Origin of the sequence: Psychrobacter sp. van23A, assembly GCF_030845275.1 — a bacterium.
Lineage (GTDB): Bacteria > Pseudomonadota > Gammaproteobacteria > Pseudomonadales > Moraxellaceae > Psychrobacter > Psychrobacter faecalis.
In genome coordinates this window covers 3,064,779-3,084,041 of sequence record NZ_CP132595.1, presented here as the reverse complement: position 1 = coordinate 3,084,041, position 19,263 = coordinate 3,064,779, and the positions used below count along the sequence as shown (strand labels likewise).

Annotated in this window: 16 protein-coding genes; 3 read left to right on the top strand and 13 right to left on the bottom strand. The window is 45.0% G+C overall.

Annotation, left to right across the window (positions count from 1 at the left end; genetic code table 11):
* Positions 1–56 precede the first annotated feature (56 nt).
* From RAH45_RS13100 to RAH45_RS13055, 10 genes are all read right to left on the bottom strand, one after another.
* Positions 57–1,334: an MFS transporter gene (locus RAH45_RS13100; protein ID WP_306495342.1), complete on the bottom strand. Its 1,278-nt coding sequence runs from the start codon at positions 1,332–1,334 to the stop codon at positions 57–59.
* A gap of 374 nt (positions 1,335–1,708) precedes the next feature.
* Complete coding sequence (nqrM, locus tag RAH45_RS13095) at positions 1,709–1,954, bottom strand: (Na+)-NQR maturation NqrM (protein WP_068404374.1); 246 nt, start codon at positions 1,952–1,954, stop codon at positions 1,709–1,711.
* A 121-nt stretch (positions 1,955–2,075) separates the two neighbouring features.
* A complete protein-coding gene (locus RAH45_RS13090) occupies positions 2,076–3,206 on the bottom strand; it encodes an FAD:protein FMN transferase (protein WP_193030546.1) in 1,131 nt (376 codons plus the stop codon).
* Between the two features lie 180 nt (positions 3,207–3,386).
* Positions 3,387–4,187, bottom strand: a complete 801-nt coding sequence (locus tag RAH45_RS13085; protein WP_193030548.1) for an SDR family NAD(P)-dependent oxidoreductase — start codon at positions 4,185–4,187, stop codon at positions 3,387–3,389.
* A gap of 139 nt (positions 4,188–4,326) precedes the next feature.
* Positions 4,327–5,562 (bottom strand): NADH:ubiquinone reductase (Na(+)-transporting) subunit F, encoded by a 1,236-nt coding sequence (gene nqrF / locus RAH45_RS13080; RefSeq protein WP_144297945.1) that lies wholly within the window; start codon positions 5,560–5,562, stop codon positions 4,327–4,329.
* Positions 5,563–5,682: 120 nt separating this feature from the next.
* Positions 5,683–6,291 (bottom strand): NADH:ubiquinone reductase (Na(+)-transporting) subunit E, encoded by a 609-nt coding sequence (nqrE, locus tag RAH45_RS13075; protein ID WP_068404382.1) that lies wholly within the window; start codon positions 6,289–6,291, stop codon positions 5,683–5,685.
* Positions 6,291–6,962 carry an NADH:ubiquinone reductase (Na(+)-transporting) subunit D gene (locus RAH45_RS13070; RefSeq protein ID WP_068404384.1) on the bottom strand — a complete coding sequence of 224 codons (672 nt, stop codon included), beginning with the start codon at positions 6,960–6,962 and terminating at the stop codon, positions 6,291–6,293. Before RAH45_RS13070 ends, nqrE begins: the two co-directional genes overlap by 1 nt.
* A gap of 1 nt (position 6,963) precedes the next feature.
* Positions 6,964–7,896 carry a Na(+)-translocating NADH-quinone reductase subunit C gene (locus tag RAH45_RS13065; protein ID WP_144297944.1) on the bottom strand — a complete coding sequence of 311 codons (933 nt, stop codon included), beginning with the start codon at positions 7,894–7,896 and terminating at the stop codon, positions 6,964–6,966.
* Positions 7,877–9,112: an NADH:ubiquinone reductase (Na(+)-transporting) subunit B gene (locus RAH45_RS13060; protein ID WP_193030549.1), complete on the bottom strand. Its 1,236-nt coding sequence runs from the start codon at positions 9,110–9,112 to the stop codon at positions 7,877–7,879. The genes RAH45_RS13065 and RAH45_RS13060 overlap by 20 nt, the downstream gene beginning before the upstream one ends.
* Positions 9,113–9,117: 5 nt before the next feature.
* The gene (locus RAH45_RS13055) at positions 9,118–10,470 is read right to left on the bottom strand and encodes a Na(+)-translocating NADH-quinone reductase subunit A (RefSeq protein ID WP_193030551.1); all 1,353 of its coding nucleotides are present in this window, start codon (positions 10,468–10,470) and stop codon (positions 9,118–9,120) included.
* 964 nt (positions 10,471–11,434) lie between these two features.
* Between RAH45_RS13055 and hisA the strand changes: the two genes are divergently transcribed.
* The 3 genes from hisA to RAH45_RS13040 all read left to right on the top strand — a co-directional run bounded on the left by hisA (position 11,435) and on the right by RAH45_RS13040 (position 14,419).
* A complete protein-coding gene (gene hisA, locus RAH45_RS13050) occupies positions 11,435–12,175 on the top strand; it encodes a 1-(5-phosphoribosyl)-5-[(5-phosphoribosylamino)methylideneamino]imidazole-4-carboxamide isomerase (protein ID WP_068408306.1) in 741 nt (246 codons plus the stop codon).
* 202 nt (positions 12,176–12,377) lie between these two features.
* Entirely contained in the window at positions 12,378–14,015 is a 1,638-nt protein-coding gene (locus RAH45_RS13045) for a mechanosensitive ion channel domain-containing protein (RefSeq protein ID WP_193030553.1), read from the top strand.
* A 119-nt stretch (positions 14,016–14,134) separates the two neighbouring features.
* Complete coding sequence (locus tag RAH45_RS13040) at positions 14,135–14,419, top strand: hypothetical protein (RefSeq protein ID WP_193030555.1); 285 nt, start codon at positions 14,135–14,137, stop codon at positions 14,417–14,419.
* 154 nt (positions 14,420–14,573) lie between these two features.
* Here the strand turns inward: RAH45_RS13040 and rnr are convergent, their stop codons facing one another.
* The 3 genes from rnr to infC all read right to left on the bottom strand — a co-directional run bounded on the left by rnr (position 14,574) and on the right by infC (position 19,261).
* Positions 14,574–16,883, bottom strand: coding sequence for a ribonuclease R (gene rnr / locus RAH45_RS13035; RefSeq protein ID WP_193030557.1), 2,310 nt, complete (start codon positions 16,881–16,883; stop codon positions 14,574–14,576).
* Positions 16,884–17,031: 148 nt separating this feature from the next.
* Positions 17,032–18,276 (bottom strand): toxic anion resistance protein, encoded by a 1,245-nt coding sequence (locus tag RAH45_RS13030; protein ID WP_193030559.1) that lies wholly within the window; start codon positions 18,274–18,276, stop codon positions 17,032–17,034.
* A 481-nt stretch (positions 18,277–18,757) separates the two neighbouring features.
* Positions 18,758–19,261: a translation initiation factor IF-3 gene (infC, locus tag RAH45_RS13025; RefSeq protein ID WP_144297936.1), complete on the bottom strand. Its 504-nt coding sequence runs from the start codon at positions 19,259–19,261 to the stop codon at positions 18,758–18,760.
* Positions 19,262–19,263: the final 2 nt, after the last annotated feature.

Sequence of the window (19,263 nt, the reverse complement as noted above, 5' to 3'; positions counted from 1 at the left end):
AGCAGAATCAGGTAAGCCGCAATATGGTACAAAAGTTAATTGATTGAAGATAAAAATTAAATCTTTTTACCATCGACCATTAGCGGGCGGCTAACCAGCCAAGCAAACCCCACGTTGATAATCATCAATACCAGCATAATAAATAACGGCAAATCCCAGTTGTCCGTTGCTTCGTGCAACCAACCGGTGCCAAGTGGACCAAAAAACGCAATCAGATAACCAATGGCTTGCGCCATGCCCGACAGCTCGCTTGATTGATTGGCGGTATAAGTACGCATCGAAAACAGCATCATACTTAAAGTGAAAATCGCCGAGCAGCCCATGCCCATTAGTCCTGACCATAGCCAAGCATAATCGGCAGACAGATAAGTGAGACCCAAGACGCCGAGCACGTTTAGTGACGCAGCAAAGATGGCCAGCGCTTGTATGGGACGCCCGCGGTTGACGAGCCACGTTAAGCTTAAAATAGCAACCGGTGCCATAAATTGAAAGACGGAAGCCATTTGTCCCGCGCTCACCGCTGACAGCCCTTTACTTAGCCAAATCGACGGTAAGAAACTGGCGACGGTATAAAAAAGCAAGGACTGTAAGCCCATAAATACCGCAATTTGCCAAGCAAACGGCGTGCGCCACATCGAAATGTGCGATAGGGCCTTCTCGCCTGCGGCAAGAGGTTTGATGGGCTGATGGTTTGATGAACCCAAACGCAGCCGTAGCACTACCCAAATGACTAAAGCAAACAAGCCTAAAATCGACCAGCCACCCAGCGCCCATTGCCAGCCAAATTGCTCAGATAACGGCAAAACCACGCCTGCGACAATCCCTGCCGAGACGGTCATGGTAAGACTAAATAAACCGGTAATCAGTGGAATATGATTCGGTGTGCGCTGCTTAATAACCGGAGCAGCAAGGGTATTGGCAAAGCCAATTGCCAACGTCAGTAGTAAGGTGCCGCTTAAAAAGCCAATCCAAGTCGGAATAATGCTACGAATAACCATACCTGCGGTTAATAACGCAATCATCGTGATCAGCGTATTTTCAAGGCCAAAACGCTTCCCAATCGTAGGGGAAATAAAAGCCCCAAGCGCAAAGGTCAGCATCGGCACCGCACCAAGCCAACCAATTTGGGTTTCGGAGATATCAAGCGCCCCTTGTACCACCGGTGCAATAGAACCCAGCGCCACAATCGGCGCGCGCATATTGGACGCCAATAAAACCATAGCACATAGCACGAGCCAAAAAATAAAGCGCGATGAGGGCAGCTTTAGGTTTGCTGGCGCATCTGGTTGAGACTGGGACGGTATATCAGATTGCAAATTAGGAGAGGTAGACATAGCAGCACGACTATTAAAATAAAAAAAGGACACGTCATTTATAAGCACTGACGCAGCAGCACTTATAAATAACCCCAAAGCCCGTCGATAAGACGGCGCTCAAGACCACATATTAGAATATAGAGTATAAAAACACTTGCAGAAAGCAAGTCATATGAACTTGCTACCCCATTTATCAGGGTAAACTTAGTATATGAATAGTGAAGTTTTGGCTTTGCTGATAGCGCTTATGATAAAAAGGCTTTTATATAAACGCTAAAGCAAAAATAGCGTCAGTCACCGTTAGTTTGCAAGGTTAATTGCAAAGGACTCGACGCTATTATAAGAATAGAGGACGGCTAAATACTACCAACGTATGGTAACAAATAGCAGGTTTATACCGACTTGCCTAATTGCGCAGCCTTTAGCGCGGTTTCTTGCTGCTGGTCAACCAGCGATTCGCATTTATTGGGGTCGTTACCACAAAATGAGCAAAACTCATCACCCATCAATTTTGCCACACCACCGCACGAGCCTCTAAGCGGCTTTTTTTTGACCATATAACCGATGCCCATAAAGATAAAAAACAGCATAAAGACGGTAAAGGTAACAGCAAGCATGGGAAGCAATTGGTTAAGCATAGAGATAACCTCTCGTTTAAAATATGAAGCAGCCATCTAAGCAATGACTTACTTATAGTATAGCAAAAATTTGCCTCGCCCGTTTGTGCTTAGCAGGTTATTACAGTCTAGACGTTTGATACTAAGACTTTTTATCGGCGCGTAAGGTTTTCATCGCCGGCGTTTCGACCACTTGCCAATCATCAACGCTGTCGGTCGCCGTGTCTGCTGCAACACCTTTTGCCAAAATGACAAATAAAGCTGCGATATTGTGCTCTTTCGCCGTAGCCAGCGCTTTTCCATAAGGCATGGCGGTCAAAGCCGTTGCCCACGCATCCGCCAGCGCCACCGTTTCTGCAGCGACCGTTACTGATGGCGCACCGCCTACGATTGGCTCACCTGTGGTTGGGGCAATAGTATGGCTATAATGCTTACCATCGAAAACAACGGAGTTGCGATAGTTGCCAGAAGTAGCAAGCGCCATGCTAGCGCCATTATTGATAGGCTGGCGAATCACCGCCATTGCTTGCCGTGTACTTACTGTACTGCCCTCAATGGGTGCATCAATAGCGATTTGCCACGGCTGCTGCTGGGCGCTAACGCCTGAAGTCGCCACTTCGCCGCCAATCTCAACCATATAGTTGCGAATTTGATAAGTGTTCTTAAGCACATCGGCAATGACGTCGACGCCATAACCCTTAGCCACCGCCGAAAAATCAAGGCCAACGCCGTCTTTGGTTTTATAAATGCTGTCATCTTTTTGAATGACACTGTCAAAATCGACCAAGGCTTTCGCTTGCGCAATCTCAAGCGCCGTTGGCGGACTTTGTAAGCGCTCAACCGTCATGGTACTGCCAAAGCCCCAAGTTTCTATCAAAGGCATTACCGTTGGGTCAAAAGCGCCGCCCGATAGCTCATAAACTTGCCTTGAGGCTTGCAACACATGGCTAAAATCGGCGTCGATAGCAATCGGCGTATCTTTGCCTAATTGGTTAAATTTAGAAATAGTAGAGTCGGCTTGATAGGTCGACATGCTGTCGTTTATATCTTGCAAGCGCTTATCAATTGCTGCTTGTATGGCAGCTTCATCAGCGCCTTTGGGTAATTGATAACTGATGTGGTAGCTGGTGCCCATGGTCTCGCCGCTAAGATTGTCGTAATCGGGCTTTTGCTGGCAGGCGCTAAGCATGAGTACAGAGCTGATAGCAATGATGGTTAAAGAGGCGGATTTTAGGGGTTTGTTAGGAGTAAGAAAGGTGGTTAAATTTGTCATATAAGTCATCACAGCTTGATAAAGCGAAGGGGTGAGTGGGGGCGTTAGTTTGCAGGTAATAAACTAAGCAAGCTAAGCGTCGCCTATTTTACACCCCTTGTTACCGATAAGGCCAATTTACGACTAACGTACGACTTAAATAACTACGACTCGAGAAGATACGATTGAACCTGCCTGTTTTTATTTAACCTGTGACTCACGAATAAGCTTATATAGCTTCGGCGGCGATAAACGATTGACTCTAGTGGCAAGCTTTTCTTTACTGCCAGCAACGATGACATATTCTTCACCCTTAGTCAGGGCTTTGACGACTTGCTTGGCAAAGGCGGTCGCAGTAAGACCTTTATTGGTGGCGTCATCCATTGTCCCTTGCGCACTACCATCACCAGTCAAGGCATTGATAGAAATATTGGTTTGAATAAACCCTGGGAATATGGTCGCGACCTCGATGCCTTGGTCATGCAATTCTGCGCGCAAGCTGTTTGCCCACATATGGATAGCGGCTTTGGCAGCACCATAAGCGCCGCGATATTGGGTACCCAGTAAACCTGCCACGCTCGATACCATGACAATTTTGCCGCCACCTTGCGCAATCATATCGGGCAATACCAGTCTGGTCAGCCGCGTTTGCGCGAAATAATCTATCTCCATCAGCTTACGTTCAACTTCCTCGGTCGTTTCCATGATAAGCGCGCGTTGACTGATGCCCGCATTATTAATCAACCAATCCACTTTTTCAGTTTTAGCCTTGATTGTTTCATAGGCTTCTTTTGCTTGCGCGGCATCGGCGATATCAAAGGGAACGACGATATGCTTTTTGCTGTTTTTGCAGCGATTTTTGACTGTCTCTAATTTAGCTTTATCACGGCCACTTAAAATAATGCTGGCACCACGTTTGGCAAAGGCAATTGATAATGCTTCGCCGATACCGCTAGACGCGCCGGTAATCCAAATGGTCAAATCTTTCGCTTTGGTTTTCATAAGAATCCTTTCTGATTGAAAATGGTTTATTTAGCGCATAAAAAAAGAGCCTCCATTGAGACTCTTAATTTATCATATATTTTAGCTTAACGATACTTGTTGAATAAATAGGTGTTATCAACCGATTTAAATAACTCGCTTAACCACCAAAATCATCAAGCATGATGTTTTCATCTTCCACGCCCAAGCTGTGTAGCATGTCGATTACCGCCGCGTTCATCATCGGTGGCCCGCACATGTAGTATTCACAGTCTTCTGGGTTTGGATGGTCTTTAAGATAGTTTTCAAGCAGCACGTTATGGATAAAGCCGGTTGGACCTTCCCAATTGTCTTCAGGGAGAGGGTCAGACAAGGCCACATGCCACTCAAAGTTATCAAACTCTTCTTCTAGCTGATCATAATCTTCAACGTAGAACATCTCACGAATCGAGCGCGCGCCATACCAAAAGCTAATCTTACGCTTGGTATCTAAGCGTTTAAGCTGATCGAAAATGTGCGAGCGCATCGGTGCCATACCCGCACCACCACCGACGAAAATCATTTCAGCTTCGGTGTCTTTGGCAAAAAACTCACCATAAGGACCAGAAACCGTCACTTTATCGCCAGGGACGAGGCTAAATACCCAAGAGGACATTTTGCCCGGTGGTATACCGTCAGGGCCGCGAGGCGGTGGACTGGCGATACGGATATTAAACTTAATAATGCCTTTCTCGTCTGGATAGTTGGCCATTGAGTAAGCACGAATAACTGGCTCATCAACTTTTGACACATATTTGAAAATGTCGAACTTTTCCCAATCTTCGCGGTATTCTTCGTCAATCACAAAGTCTTTATAATGCACTTCATGCGGCGGCGCTTCTAACTGTACATAACCACCCGCACGGAAATTGACTTCCTCGCCTTCTGGAATTTTAAGCACCAATTCTTTAATAAAGGTGGCAACGTTATCGTTCGAGACAACTTCACATTCCCATTTCTGTACATCAAAAAACTCAGGGTCAATCTCAATTTTCATGTCTTGCTTTACCGCAACCTGACAGGCAAGACGCATGTGGTTACGGATTTCGCCTTGGGTAAAATACCCAGTTTCGGTGGGCAGGATAGAGCCGCCCCCTTCGATAACGCGGCAACGACACTGCGCGCAGGTACCACCGCCACCACAGGCCGAAGATAAGAAAATACCTTCGCTTGCCAATGTTTGTAGCAGTTTTCCGCCCGCGGGTGTCACGACGTCATTATCGGGATTATCATTGATATGGATAGTAACATCGCCTGAACTGACCAATCTTGAGCGCGCTGCCAAAATAATGGCAACAAGACCCATGATGATCACGGTAAACATAGCAACGCCACCAATCGCCGTAGCGTAATCCATGGTAGGTATCCTTAATCTATGGAGTAGGGGAGCGAAAAAACGTCTTTGCGTTTTTTGAACCCCTACCGAATAAATGAATTAAATAGGTCAAAGTGCTAAATAGGGTTTAAGCTTAGCGGTTTAAATTGACATACCGCCGAAAGACATAAAGCCAAGTGACATCAGACCAACCGTGATAAAGGTAATACCAAGACCACGCAGCGGCGCTGGAATGTCTGAGTATTTTAGCTTTTCACGGATACCCGCCAAGGCGGTAATCGCCAATGCCCAACCAAAACCTGCGCCGACGCCGTATACCATCGATTCGCCAAAGTTATAATCACGCTCAACCATAAACAGTACGCCACCTAAAATGGCGCAGTTAACGGTAATCAGTGGCAAAAACACCCCAAGGGCGTTATACAGACTCGGGACGAACTTATCCAAGAACATCTCTAAAATCTGTACCACAGCGGCGATCAAACCAATATAACTGAGTAGGCCCAAAAAGCTTAAGTCGATATCAGGGAAACCTGCCCATGCCAGCGCACCATTTTTTAAGATGAACTGAAACAAAAGGTTATTTAGCGGTACGGTAATCGCCATCACGACGACCACAGCGACTCCAAGACCAATCGCGGTGGAGACCTTTTTTGATACCGCCAAAAAGGTACACATGCCTAAGAAGTAGGCCAGCGCCATATTCTCGATAAAGACCGAGGTTATAAATAAACTGACATAGTGTCCCATTAGTGACCGCCTCCTTGTGCCATGCCTTTAGATTGCGGCTTCATTACAAATTCAGCTTCTTCGACCTGTTCAGGTTTCCAAGTACGGATAATCACAATGAACAGAGCAATGATAAAGAACGCTGACGGTGGCAATAGTAATAGACCATTTGGTACGTACCAACCACCATCGTTAGCAGTTTGCAAAATGGTAATACCGAACCAACTGCCTGCGCCCAAAATCTCACGCACGCTCGCGACAAATAGCAGTACCGCCGAGTAACCAAGACCGTTACCAATACCGTCTAAAAAGCTTGGTACTGGTGGATTGCTCATGGCAAATGCTTCGGCACGGCCCATCACGATACAGTTGGTGATAATCAAACCAACGAATACCGACAAACCTTTACTGACGTCATAAGCGACCGCTTTTAAAATCTGGTCAACCACAATAACCAATGACGCAATAATCGTCATCTGCACAATAATACGAATGCTTGATGGGATTTGCTTACGGATAATAGAGATAAAAAAGCTTGAGAATGCCGTGACCAAGGTCAACGCCACACTCATTACCAGCGCATTCGCCACACTGGTAGTAACCGCCAACGCCGAACAAATACCTAAGATTTGCAGGGCAATCGGGTTATTGTCAAAGATAGGCGAGGTTAAAATCGTTTTTGTATCAGCCATGTTATGCCTCCTTACCGTGTGCTGCTGGCACTACTGCGACCAGTTCGGTTGCGGGATGCGTCTGCTGTTGATGTAAGTTCTGACCCAGTTTTTTATACGGACTTTGACTGGCTTTGACTTCTGGATCCGCCACTGTTTTGCCGTTTTGTTCACGCAGCTGGTCTAAGTAAGGCTTATAGCCTTGCTCACCTAGCCAAAACTGAATCATGTTACTGACGCCGCGACCGGTTAAGGTCGCACCACTGATGCCATCTACCCAGTTGTCTTTTGGATTACCGGCTTTAGTCACACCTGTTGCAACTGCGCCGTTTTCATCATAAGAGTGAATGCCGCTCCACATGGCGCGCCACTCAGGCTCCTCGATACGAGCACCTAGACCTGGGGTTTCTTTATGCTCATAGAAACTGATTCCTTTGATGGTATTCATATCACTTTCAAGCGTTAAGAAACCATAAATCGTACCCCATAGACCATAGCCTTGAATCGGCAGCACCACCATTTCAGGCTGTCCCGCGTCATCACTTTTGACATAGACTTTGGCGTATTTAGGAACACGGCCGATACCAGCAGGGTCATTACCGCCCAAATCTTCGCTTAGCGCCTGATTTTTGGTCGCTTGACTGGCATCGTACGCATTGCGATCAGGAATGCCAGCGGCTTTTAGCGCGTCGTCATCGAGGTAATTGCCTTTATTAAGGTCAACGATTTTTACCTCAAAGTCTTTAAAACGCTCGGCCACATCTTCATTGGTATCAGACGCTGGGTCAAACATACCAGCGGCGACTAAGATATTTTTGTTACGGTCTAAGCGCGCGTTTTCAACTTGTGCTGGTTTCAAACCCACAGCCGCCGCTGAGACCAATACAGAGCACACCAAGCATAGCGTCAACGCCACGCTGATGGTTTTTGCATTATTACTTTTGGGCTTGGACATAACGAACCCTCCGTGCTGTTTGGCGCTTGATATTGGCTTGCGTCACAAAGTAATCAAATAATGGCGCAAATAAGTTGGCGAATAAAATGGCAAGCATGATGCCTTCTGGGAAGGCTGGGTTGACGACGCGAATGAGTACGGTCATAAAACCAATCAAAATACCATAAGCCCAGCGGCCTTTATTGGTGTGCGCAGCTGATACAGGGTCGGTTGCCATAAATACTGCACCAAAGGCAAAACCGCCGATGACTAAGTGCCAATAAAACGGCAGGCTCATCATCATATTGTCTTCAGAACCGACCATATTAAAGACTAGCGATGTGGCAATTAGCCCAACCACACAACCTGCCATGATGCGCCATGAGGCAATGCGCGTCCAAAGTAGAACCACTGCACCTAGCAAAATAGCCAGCGTCGATACTTCACCGATACTGCCTTGCATATTACCTAAGAAAGCATCCGTCCATGTGATGGCATTGCCATAAACATCAACGAAGTCTGCTGGGACGACGCCAAGCGCGGCAAGTCCAAGTGGCGTGGCTCCTGAGAAACCATCAACCGCCGTCCATACTGAGTCGCCTGACATATAAGCAGGGTAAGCAAAGTATAAGAACGCACGACCTGATAGGGCAGGGTTCAGGAAGTTTTTACCCGTACCGCCAAAGACTTCTTTTGCCACGACCACACCAAAGATAATACCTAAGGCAACTTGCCATAAAGGAATATCTGGTGGGAGACACAGCGCAAATAGCACAGAAGTCACAAAGAAACCTTCGTTAACTTCATGCCCGCGCACGACAGCAAAGATAATCTCACAGAGAATACCAACCGCAAAGGTGACGATATAAATCGGTAAGAACTGCATGGCTCCGTAGACAAAGCTTGCCCAGATACTGTCTGGATTGTAGCCCGCCATACTGGTGATAACGGTACGCCAGCCTTCAGGCTGTAAGCCAAGCTGCGCAATCGCTGTTAATGCTTGATGACCGATATTGTACATACCCCAAAACATCGCAGGGAAAGTACATAACCAAACGGTAATCATAATACGCTTAAGGTCGATACCGTCGCGTACGTGTGAGGATGCGTATGTCGTTGAGCCTGGTTGACGTAAAAACGTATCAAACATCTCAAAGATGGCGTAGTACTTTTCGTGTTTGCCACCCTTGGTGAAAGACGGCTCCATACGATCGAACATACTGTGTAAAAATTTCATCGTGGTTAGCCCTCCAGCTCAATGCGCGTTAAGTTGTCACGCAAAATATCGCCGAATTCATATTTGCCAGGAGATACAAAGGTGCATAATGCCAAATCTTCTTCGTCCAATTCAAGTACGCCCAAATCGACAGCGCTAACGATGTCTTCGACAATCAAAGCGCGCAGTAGCTGCGTTGGCAGATAGTCTTGCGGCATGACTTCTTCATAGACGCCAATTGGCACCATCGCCCGCGGTGAGCCATTGCTCGAAGTGGTAAAGTTATATTTTTTACCACCAAAAAACTGCGAGATATAGATAGGCAATTTAGAAAAGCGATTGGCACCAGCGGTAAAGAAGTGAAACGCTGGACGTTCACGACCTTCGGTTAGCGCACTGATTTGATTATGAAAGCGACCAAGATAATTGGTATTGCCCGCCACTTTGCGACCTGAAAGCACAGAACCCGAGACGATACGGTTCTCGCCAGCTGTAAGCTCACCTTTGGTCAATGCTGCGATATCTGCACCGCGCTCGGTGACCACCAAATGCGGGTTTTTAACCGCAGGGCCAGCGAGGCTAAGCATACGGCGCGTATATAAACGACCAGTAGTAAACAACTTACCAATGGCAATCACGTCTTGGTAACCAATCGTCCACACGGTCACGCCGCGCATGATAGGATGCAAAAAGTGAATGTGCGTGCCAGCCAGACCAGCAGGGTGTTTGCCAGCAAAGCTATGATACTCAGTGACATTATTAGCAGCCGTTTTGGCAACTGGCGTCAGCTGGGCATCGCCATGATGGCAGACAAAGGTCTTGGGGCTGAGGGTTGATAATACAGCAAGTCCGTCATTGAACGCTTGAAGCTGCTCATTAATCAGCAACATCGGGTCAAGCGCTAATGGATTGGTATCCATAGCGGTGACAAAGATAGCGTGCGGACGGGCACCAATATCGGGGGAGCGGCTATAAGGACGCGTGCGAAAAGCGGTCCATTCACCAGAGGCAAGCAGTTGGGTTTCAACGACTTCAGAATCTAGGTCAGCAAGTTGCTGGGAGTCGTAGCGCTGAAATTCTACTTCTTCACCGTTTGGGTCGACCGCAATCACAAGACTTTCAAAAACACGACGCTCACCGCGATTAACGGCGACGACCTTACCAGCAGCAGGGGCAGTGTAGATAACGCCAACCCGTTTTTTGTCTTCAAAAACGGGCTGACCTTTAGCTACGATGTCGCCTTCTTTGACATTCATCGTGGGCTTCATGCCCACATAATCATAGCCAACAAGTGCTACATAGGCGGGTCTGTGCTCAGATATCTCGCGGGAGGGTTCACCAGTGATGGGTAAATCCAAACCTTTTTTGATGGTAATCATAAGCGAAAACTTAGTCCATAGTCTAAAACGATACCAGACGTCCTGTTTGGTATATCGGCAGCATGGATAACAGCGTCATCAATAAAGTGCTTTATCACTCCCAAAAAAGGGCGTGAAAAAGTGCTCTAGACATAACACATCATCATAACTACAAGTAAGAGTATTAACGCTGACCTTAGACTCCTTAACAACACGTTAATGTCTTATTCGAATGACCAAAGTGACGACTGGCTACCAAGGTGTATCGTAAAACTCACAAATCTAACCGCGTCCTCAACGAGGATGACAGTAGATAAAATACAGTTTTACCATACGATTTATTAAAATCTTAAAATTTGTCGTATCAGGAATCATAGGGTTATTAAAATTTACGCAGCGCTATTCATACGAGTGCATATAAATGAGGCATCAGTGATTTGTTCATACTTTATGAAAGCTGTCTTTGTGAAAGCTATCTAAGTGCTGGTTAATGACCTATGATTACAGGGTAAACTCAATGTCTTGATAAGCTCAGCATTAATTTAGTGCTAATGGGGTGCTCATATTTACCTTATGCTGATTGCAATCGTCAATAGGTAGCAGACGATTAGGTTTTATCATACAAATACAAATTTACCTAGGATTATACGCTAAACTGACCTAAAATTGCCAGTTGGTAAATGAATTTACCTAATGTTACGAGTGTTTCCTTCGGCTAAAACTTATTGTTATGATTGTGATTACGGTGATGGGTTCTTTACCATTTTTTAACCAAACTTTAACTCGTATTCTCATTTACCACTGCCATTTTTAATATTTAATCAATTTTCCCTAATAGCTGCTTTTAATTTGCTATGCTAAATAAATTTTATGTAGTCGCCCTTTGATGGGCTTGGATACTTTTTTCACTTTTGAATTTTTCTTATTCAAATTGTTATTATTCAACTATTTTTAATCGCTGATATCGTTTTATAAGGAATGCTGTATGTGTGCTGTCCCTGTCATTATCCCCGCTATTGATTTAAAAGATGGTAAATGTGTGCGTTTAAAACAAGGTCGTATGGAAGACGATACGGTATTTTCTGATGATCCAGTCGCTATGGCGGCGCGTTGGGTCAATGAAGGCGCGCGGCGCTTGCATTTAGTCGATTTAAATGGCGCATTTGATGGCATCCCAGTACACAAACAAGTGGTCAACGACATTGCCAAAGCTTTCCCCAAGCTGCCGATTCAATTGGGCGGCGGTGTGCGCAATATGAAAACCATCGAGCAGTATATTAGCGCAGGTTTGACCTACATTATTATTGGTACCAAAGCCGTGGAGGATCCTGACTTTGTGACCGAAGCCTGCCGCGAGTTTGCTGGACACATTATTGTCGGTATCGATGCCAAAGATGGCATGGTTGCCACGCACGGTTGGGCAAACGTGACCGATACCAAAGCTACCGAGCTTGCCAAGCGTTTTGCTGATGTTGGCGTATCGTCAATCGTTTATACCGATATCGCTCGTGATGGCATGATGCAAGGCGTCAATGTCGAGCAAACGGTTAATTTAGCGCGTGAAGGCGGCTTGCCGGTGATTGCGTCAGGCGGCGTCACCGATATGAAAGACATTGAATTGCTAAAACCTTATGGTGACTGTATCGAAGGGATTATCACTGGCCGCGCGATTTACGAAGGCACCTTAGACTTGGGTGAGGCGCAGCTTTATCTAGATGGTAAATAGTTTTTAGTCGCCATGTCCAGAGAGCGTTATTGGAAATGTGATATAAAGCTAGAATAATAAAGGGATACTTATGGCAGCGTATGTTGACCAGCCTCAATTACGTAGGCTACACAGGTTAAGCCAGCGCCAGTCGCGTATAACGATAAACGTCTACGCTCAGCTGTTATTGCTATTAAGTATCTTTTTAAGTGTTCTTTTAAGCATGCCAACTTATGCGGCTACAGACAGCAGCACAAGTGAGAGTATTATACTCAATAATGAGGCTACTGAAGATAGTACAGCTGACAGTGGGACCAGCGCTCAGACGCCTAACGCCCCAGCTATAAACGCCCCACCTGCCAATGAGCCAAATAATAGTCTAAATAGTGCCATCACTATTACCCCTGCTACGCCAAGTACTTCTGACACTGCGCCCGCGCCAGTTGAAAAACCGCCAGTTATCAGCGGTGAAAGTACTAATAATGCCCAAATCGAAACCACGCCAACGCCGTTAAAAGACAATGATATCCAGCAACGTATCAGTGGCATTTTTTCAGAAATTGACGGCTTGCAAGCAGTAAGTGTCAGCGTCAACCAAGGGGTTGTAACCTTAACCGGTGAGACGCCTAACGAGAAAAAAGCCCAGCAAGCGATTAATCTGACCAATCGCTTAACCGACGTGGTGACGGTAGAAGATAGAATCAATCGCACCCTTGATGTGCAGGATAATGTCTCGACTGTTTATCAGAGTCTCAAAGCGCAAACCAAAAACCTAGTCAAAGCGTTGCCGCTACTACTCGTAGGGATTGTTTTATTTGCCTTAGTGACGTGGTTTGGCAGTTGGTTATCCAATCGACAAAAAATGTGGCAACGTCTTACGCCAAATCCCTTTGTCGCAGAGTTACTTGCCCAAACCGTTAAAGTCATCTTTATCATTTTCGGTCTTATCTTAGCGTTAAGTTTGATTGGTGCTGAGACTATCTTGGGCACGCTGCTTGGTGGGGCAGGTGTTATTGGTATCGCCGTTGGTTTTGCCGTCAAAGACACCATTGAGAACTATATTGCCTCGCTCATGCTCAGTATCCGCCAACCGTTTCGCGCCCGCGACCATATTTTGATTAACAATCAAGAAGGCATCGTGGTGCGCCTAACCTCACGCGCCACGATTTTAATGACCTTAGACGGCAATCAGTTACGTATTCCTAACGCTGAAGTCTTTAAAGCAACAATTTTAAATTACACCAAAAACCCCGAGCGCCGTTTTACCTTTGAGCTCGGGGTTGATGCCAACGACGATCCGCTTGCTGCGATCAAGGTAGGTATCGATGCCATCTGTCAGTTGGGATTTGCCTTAGATAAGCCAAAAGTCACGGCGGTTATCAAAGAAGTCGGCGAATCAAACATCGTTTTACAGTTCCAAGTATGGGTCAATCAATTGGAGGCAGATTTCTCCAAAGCCCGCAGTATCGCCATTCGCGAAACCAAGCATGCCTTAGAAGATGAAGGTTTTACTTTACCCGAGCCCATTTATCAGTTGCGCTTTAACCATAAGCTAGAAAAAGCCTTTGAGCATTTCCAAAGCAGTCAAACGAACGATAAATCACCAGCGGAAACGACGGTAACGCCGCACATTTCTGCAACTGATAAAGCGTCTGATGTATCTTCTGCTACTGGTACTAGCATTGAAGATAAAGATAAGAAACAAGCAAAGGCGCGGGCCAAGCATATCTTACAAGGTCGCAATGCCGACGAAGTACTCGATGCGCGTCCTGACCAGAAACTAATGGAAAAAGTTGAGCAAGAAATTGCCGAAAATTCAGATGAAACCGACCTATTAAGTAACAACAGTCCGCAAGAATAGCCCAAAAGAGTGGCGTTGAAGATTATCTATTAAAAAATGATTACTAACTATAAAAGTCGGCATAAAAAATGCAACGAAACGTCTATCTACCTTTTATCGACATAGACGAGATATTTTTTATGCAAATCAAACATCTGATTATTTTTGCTTTGGCTGGTATCGTTATTCTCGCAGGGTTTAATATGATCAGCGGCAGCCAACGTGAAAAAAATAGAGAAGCGTTAGCCGCTAGTAGTGTCGCAGAACAAACTGACATTAACGTAGCTGAGAGTAATACTTCAGATATCGCAAGTCAGCCGTTAGGGCAGCAGCCAAAAGCTATCCTTGATAAAGCAAGCACGCAGATAGAACAAGCGGAGCAGGTCAGTCAACAACGCCGCGAGCAAATCGCTAATACGCAATAGGAGCTTTAAACCTTAGAGTTATTATTGTTTAGAATTTTAAGGCTGAAATAAGTGGCGTCTTAATAACAGCATCTAATTAATCGCCCTTTAATGAATACAAAAAAAAGACTAACGATAATGTTAGTCTTTTTTTAATCTTAACATTTAGGCAACGTTAGCTTTTTTTGCTGGTGCCTTTACCACGGCTGCTGCTTCTTTTAGAAGGGGGTTTATTCGCCGAAGTTTTGTTAGCAGAGCTCTTACCAGCCGAATTGTTCTTTGGCTGATCGCGTTTGGTTTGATTCATTTGGCTTGCTTGTAGCTTAGCTTTAAGATCAAAGTCGATTTGTAGCAGGTCCATATTAACGCCCGCTACTTTTACGCGAACCAAATCGCCAAGCCCAAATACCGTGCCTCTGTCTTTACCGATAAGCTGTTGTTGCTGCTCATCATAGACAAAGAAGTCGTCGCCAACGTTGGAGATGTGCACGAGACCATCGATATATAAGTCGGTCAAAGTCACAAATAAACCGAAGCTCGTCACAGTCGTCACCACGCCATCGAACTCTTCGCCGACATGATCTTTCATATAATGACATTTGAGCCAAGATTCCACATAACGCGATGCTTTTTCGGCGCGGCGCTCGGTATCTGAGGTTTGCGTGCCAGCATCTTCAAGCGAGAAATCCATTACTGGCTGCTGGCTATTAGTCACTTTCGCTTTAATCGCGCGATGCAGCATTAAATCAGGATAGCGGCGAATCGGCGAGGTAAAGTGGCTGTATTCATCATAAGCCAAACCAAAGTGACCGATGTTGTCAGGCGCATAGTTCGCTTGCATCATCGAGCGTAGCAGCATGCTGTGGATGCTAATCGCGTCAGGGCGGTCTTTGGTAGCTTCGATGATACGCTGATAATCTGCTTGCGTTGGGCTTTCCTCAGGGAAGCTTAAGCCAAAGTTTTTGGCATATTCATGAATGCGCATTGACTTTTCGCTATCAGGCTTATCGTGGTTACGATATAAGACAGGCAACTCATGTTTTAGGGCAAAGTTTGCTGCACAGGTATTAGCAAGCAGCATACATTCTTCGATAAGCTTTTGCGCATCGCCGCGCGTACGCGGTAAAATCGCTTCGATGCCACCTTTTTCATTAAACTTAATATACGTTTCGACTGTTTCAAACTCCATGGCATGGCGTTCTTCACGTTTTTTTAGCAGCAGCTCATACAATTGATGTAAGGTATCGACCGATTTTTTAACATCTTTATTAGCCGTTAATGATTCAGGAACGCTTTTATCTTTTGGATTGGCAAGGTAAGCATTCACTTGGTTATAAGTCAGGCGCGCTTGTGAGTGCATAACGCCCGGATAAAATTCGTAGCCTGTGACTTTACCAGCACGCGATATCTTGATATCGGCAACCATACAGAGACGGTCAAGGTTGGGGTTCAAAGAGCATAGGCCGTTAGACAATACTTCTGGCAGCATCGGAATCACGCGATGCGGAAAATACACTGACGTGCCGCGCTCGTAAGCATCTTTATCAAGTGGTGAGTTTGGCGTGACGTAATAGCTTACATCAGCAATCGCTACTAAAACACGATAGTTACCGCCTGAGCGTTTTTCGGCAAACACTGCATCATCAAAGTCGCGCGCGTCTTCACCGTCGATAGTAATAAGAGGTAAATCGCGCAAGTCTGTACGACCTTTCAAGTCTTTTTCGGTCGGCTCTTGATAGCTATTGGCCTGCTGTAATGCCGCTTCGCTAAAGTCTGACGGGATATCATAGTTGAGTAGAGTCGTCTCAATAATCAATTCACGGTCATTATCATCAGATAAGACTTGAGTGATTTTACCAGTGGCAAACTCGTGTTGGTTTGGCCAATCGATAATATCGACTTTGACTGGCGCACCTTGTTTGGCATCTAACGCTTGCACGTTTTCTTCAGTGACGGTAATCGGCTGATGGTTATTTGGGCTACCAAGCTCAACGCAATAACCTTCTTCATCATGCGCCAATGTACCAATAAAATTGTTTTGGCGACGCTCAACGATATCGACAATACGCCCTTCGGTACGACCGCGATTATCCGTAGAGGTGCCAACCGCTTGTACGGTATCGCCATTAAATACCCAGCGCATCTGCTTTTCATGCAAAAACAAATCAGGCATATCGCTCAATATCACAAAGCCAAAGCCTTTAGGGTGAGCTGACACGGTGCCAGTGACGATATCGTGTTCGGTTACAGTACGATAGCGATAAGGACGCCCGTCGCGGTTTACTTGCCCATCGCGCGCCATTGCCTTTAGACGATTGCCTAAAGCATCAAATTGGTCAGGGTCATCAATATTAAAGGCTTTTGCCAATTGTTGATGCGTGACTTCACCGTATTCATTAATCGTACTGAGTATCAGTTCGCGACTAGGAATAGGGTTAACGTATTTTTGTGCCTCACTCGAGGCGTTTGGATCATTCCAACTCATAAATTACCGTATCTATTTTTTAAAATTATTAATAAGTGCTATCTTAACACGAACAACGCCGTAATATCTTAGGTCAATTGTCTTATGTGTATCAGATAGCAAGTAGCTGCTAGCTTGTATCGCTAACAGCCTTCGACATGCGAGCCAATCAAATATCAATATCGACCGTATTTGATTGATTGGTTATCTTTTTAGTATTTAATTCTTTCGATACTTCAAGGACAGTCGTTTGATTCGACTTATCGAGATATTTCTGCGCTTTATCAACTTCGGCTGTCAGAGTATTGACCGTTTGCTTCATATTTTCTAACGCCTCGATTTTATAATTGCTAATCATATCCATCGTTTCATAGACGTTATTGAAGGCGTTTTGGAGTTTATCAAGCTCAATCGTGCTACTGGTTGCCTGCTCATGAATCTCAAGCGATTGACGTTTGAGCATCGCAGAGGTTGATTCAATCAAGCTGCTGGTCGTTTTATTTAGCGCGGTGATTTGATCGAGTACCAGTTTTTGATTGGTCATTGCTTGAGCAACCACCACTGCCGTACGTAGCGCCGAGATCGTCGTCGTCGTCGCGCGATCCACACCTTTAATCAGCTCTAGGTTGTTTTTACGAATGGTATCAAGGGCCAAGTAACCTTGTACGTTTACCGCCAATTGCGTTAAAAAGTCGGTATTTTTTTGCCGTACATAAAACAGCATTTCTTCTTTAATAATACGCGCTTTTTCGGGGTCAGTGGCTTCAACGGCATAAACCTTTTGCTCAAGCTGTTCATCGATTTTTTTGCCAACATAAATGTATTGGCGAATCGATTGCATCAGCTCCCACATATTGACTTTTTCCTGCTCAATCATGGCATTGTCTTTGAGCAGTTCGTCTTTGCCATTATAAAGGCTGGACACCACGGCGTTGATATGCGATTGCGCTGACTCATATTGACGGAAATAATCTTGCACTTTATTACCAAATGGAATCAGACCAAAGAGCTTGCGTGAGCTGGTCAGCTCTTTTTTGCTCGGATCCAAATCTTCAACAATACCGCGCAGCTCAGTCAATGATTTGGCGATAGGTGAGTTATCAAACAAGCTATCATTGAGACTTTTTGCTGGTAAATCGAGCATACGGTTTGACACTTGTGCCGATTCGCGAATTTCTTTATTGCCCAAATTATGGATAGATTGCACGTTTTGCTGAAACTCAGCGCTGTGTACTGAGTTGTTAATCACGTGATCGACAAAGGCATCGACTTTAGCATCAAGTTCAGGAATCTGGCTTTCGTCCAGTTTCACCATTTGATCCGCTTCGCTTTTTTGTATTTCTTTCACCGGCTCAGGAGCGGTTAAAGTGATGCTTGGCGTTGAGGCGTTTTCGGGCGGGGTCAATTCTTGCATAAAATTTCCTATAATATCTAAAAATGGGATTCTTTACCGACGACGTTATTTATCAATGACACTATTTATTGACTATTAATTGTCATTAACTATTAATTGTTAATGAATAACAGTTTTTGCTAAGCGCTTTTATAGTCGTGGTTTCAATTGTTTTTATTACCCAATGATTTTTATTCGAATGAGATATGTGTGATGAGATAATCTTTAGATTAACTGGTAATGAAAAGGTTGAGAAGATGGGTTTTGTAAACTGAGGTTTATAAAGCGTTTATAGAGGAATTTGGCTTATCGTACTTAGCTTTTTTATATTTAATGGGCGTATTCAGTAATAAATATGAAAAAACCATCAATATCCCGGAGTATATTGATGGTTAAGAGTATAACTATCTATAATAACGAGCTGTCTGTGTTAGTTAATTGATTATATTAACTAACCATCACATCGATTTACAGCCACTACTCGCTATAATCCACAGGTGGATTATTTTTTCTTAGTAGGTCCAAGTAGCATACCCATTTGACGGCCTTCCATCTTAGGATACTGTTCGACGTTTGAGATATCAGCGGTATCTTCAATGATACGATCAAGTTGTTTACGTCCAATCTCTTGGTGCGCCATTTCGCGGCCACGGAAACGGATACTGATTTTAACTTTATCTTGGTTTTCCAAGAAGCTGACGATTTTTTTCAGCTTAACTTGATAATCCGCCTCTTCAGTACTAGGACGTAGCTTCATCTCTTTTAGCTGGGTCTGTTTTTGGTTCTTCTTCGCTTCTTTCGCTTTCTGCTTTTGATCATAGAGGAAATGTTTATAATCCATGATTTTGCATACTGGCGGCTTGGCTTCAGGAACCAATTCGACCAAATCTAGATTTTCATCACGCGCCGCTTTCATCGCGGTTTCGATATCGACCACGCCCATTTGCTCGCCATCTTCTTTAACCAAACGGACTTCTTTAGCATTGATATCTTCGTTGATGTTCAAAC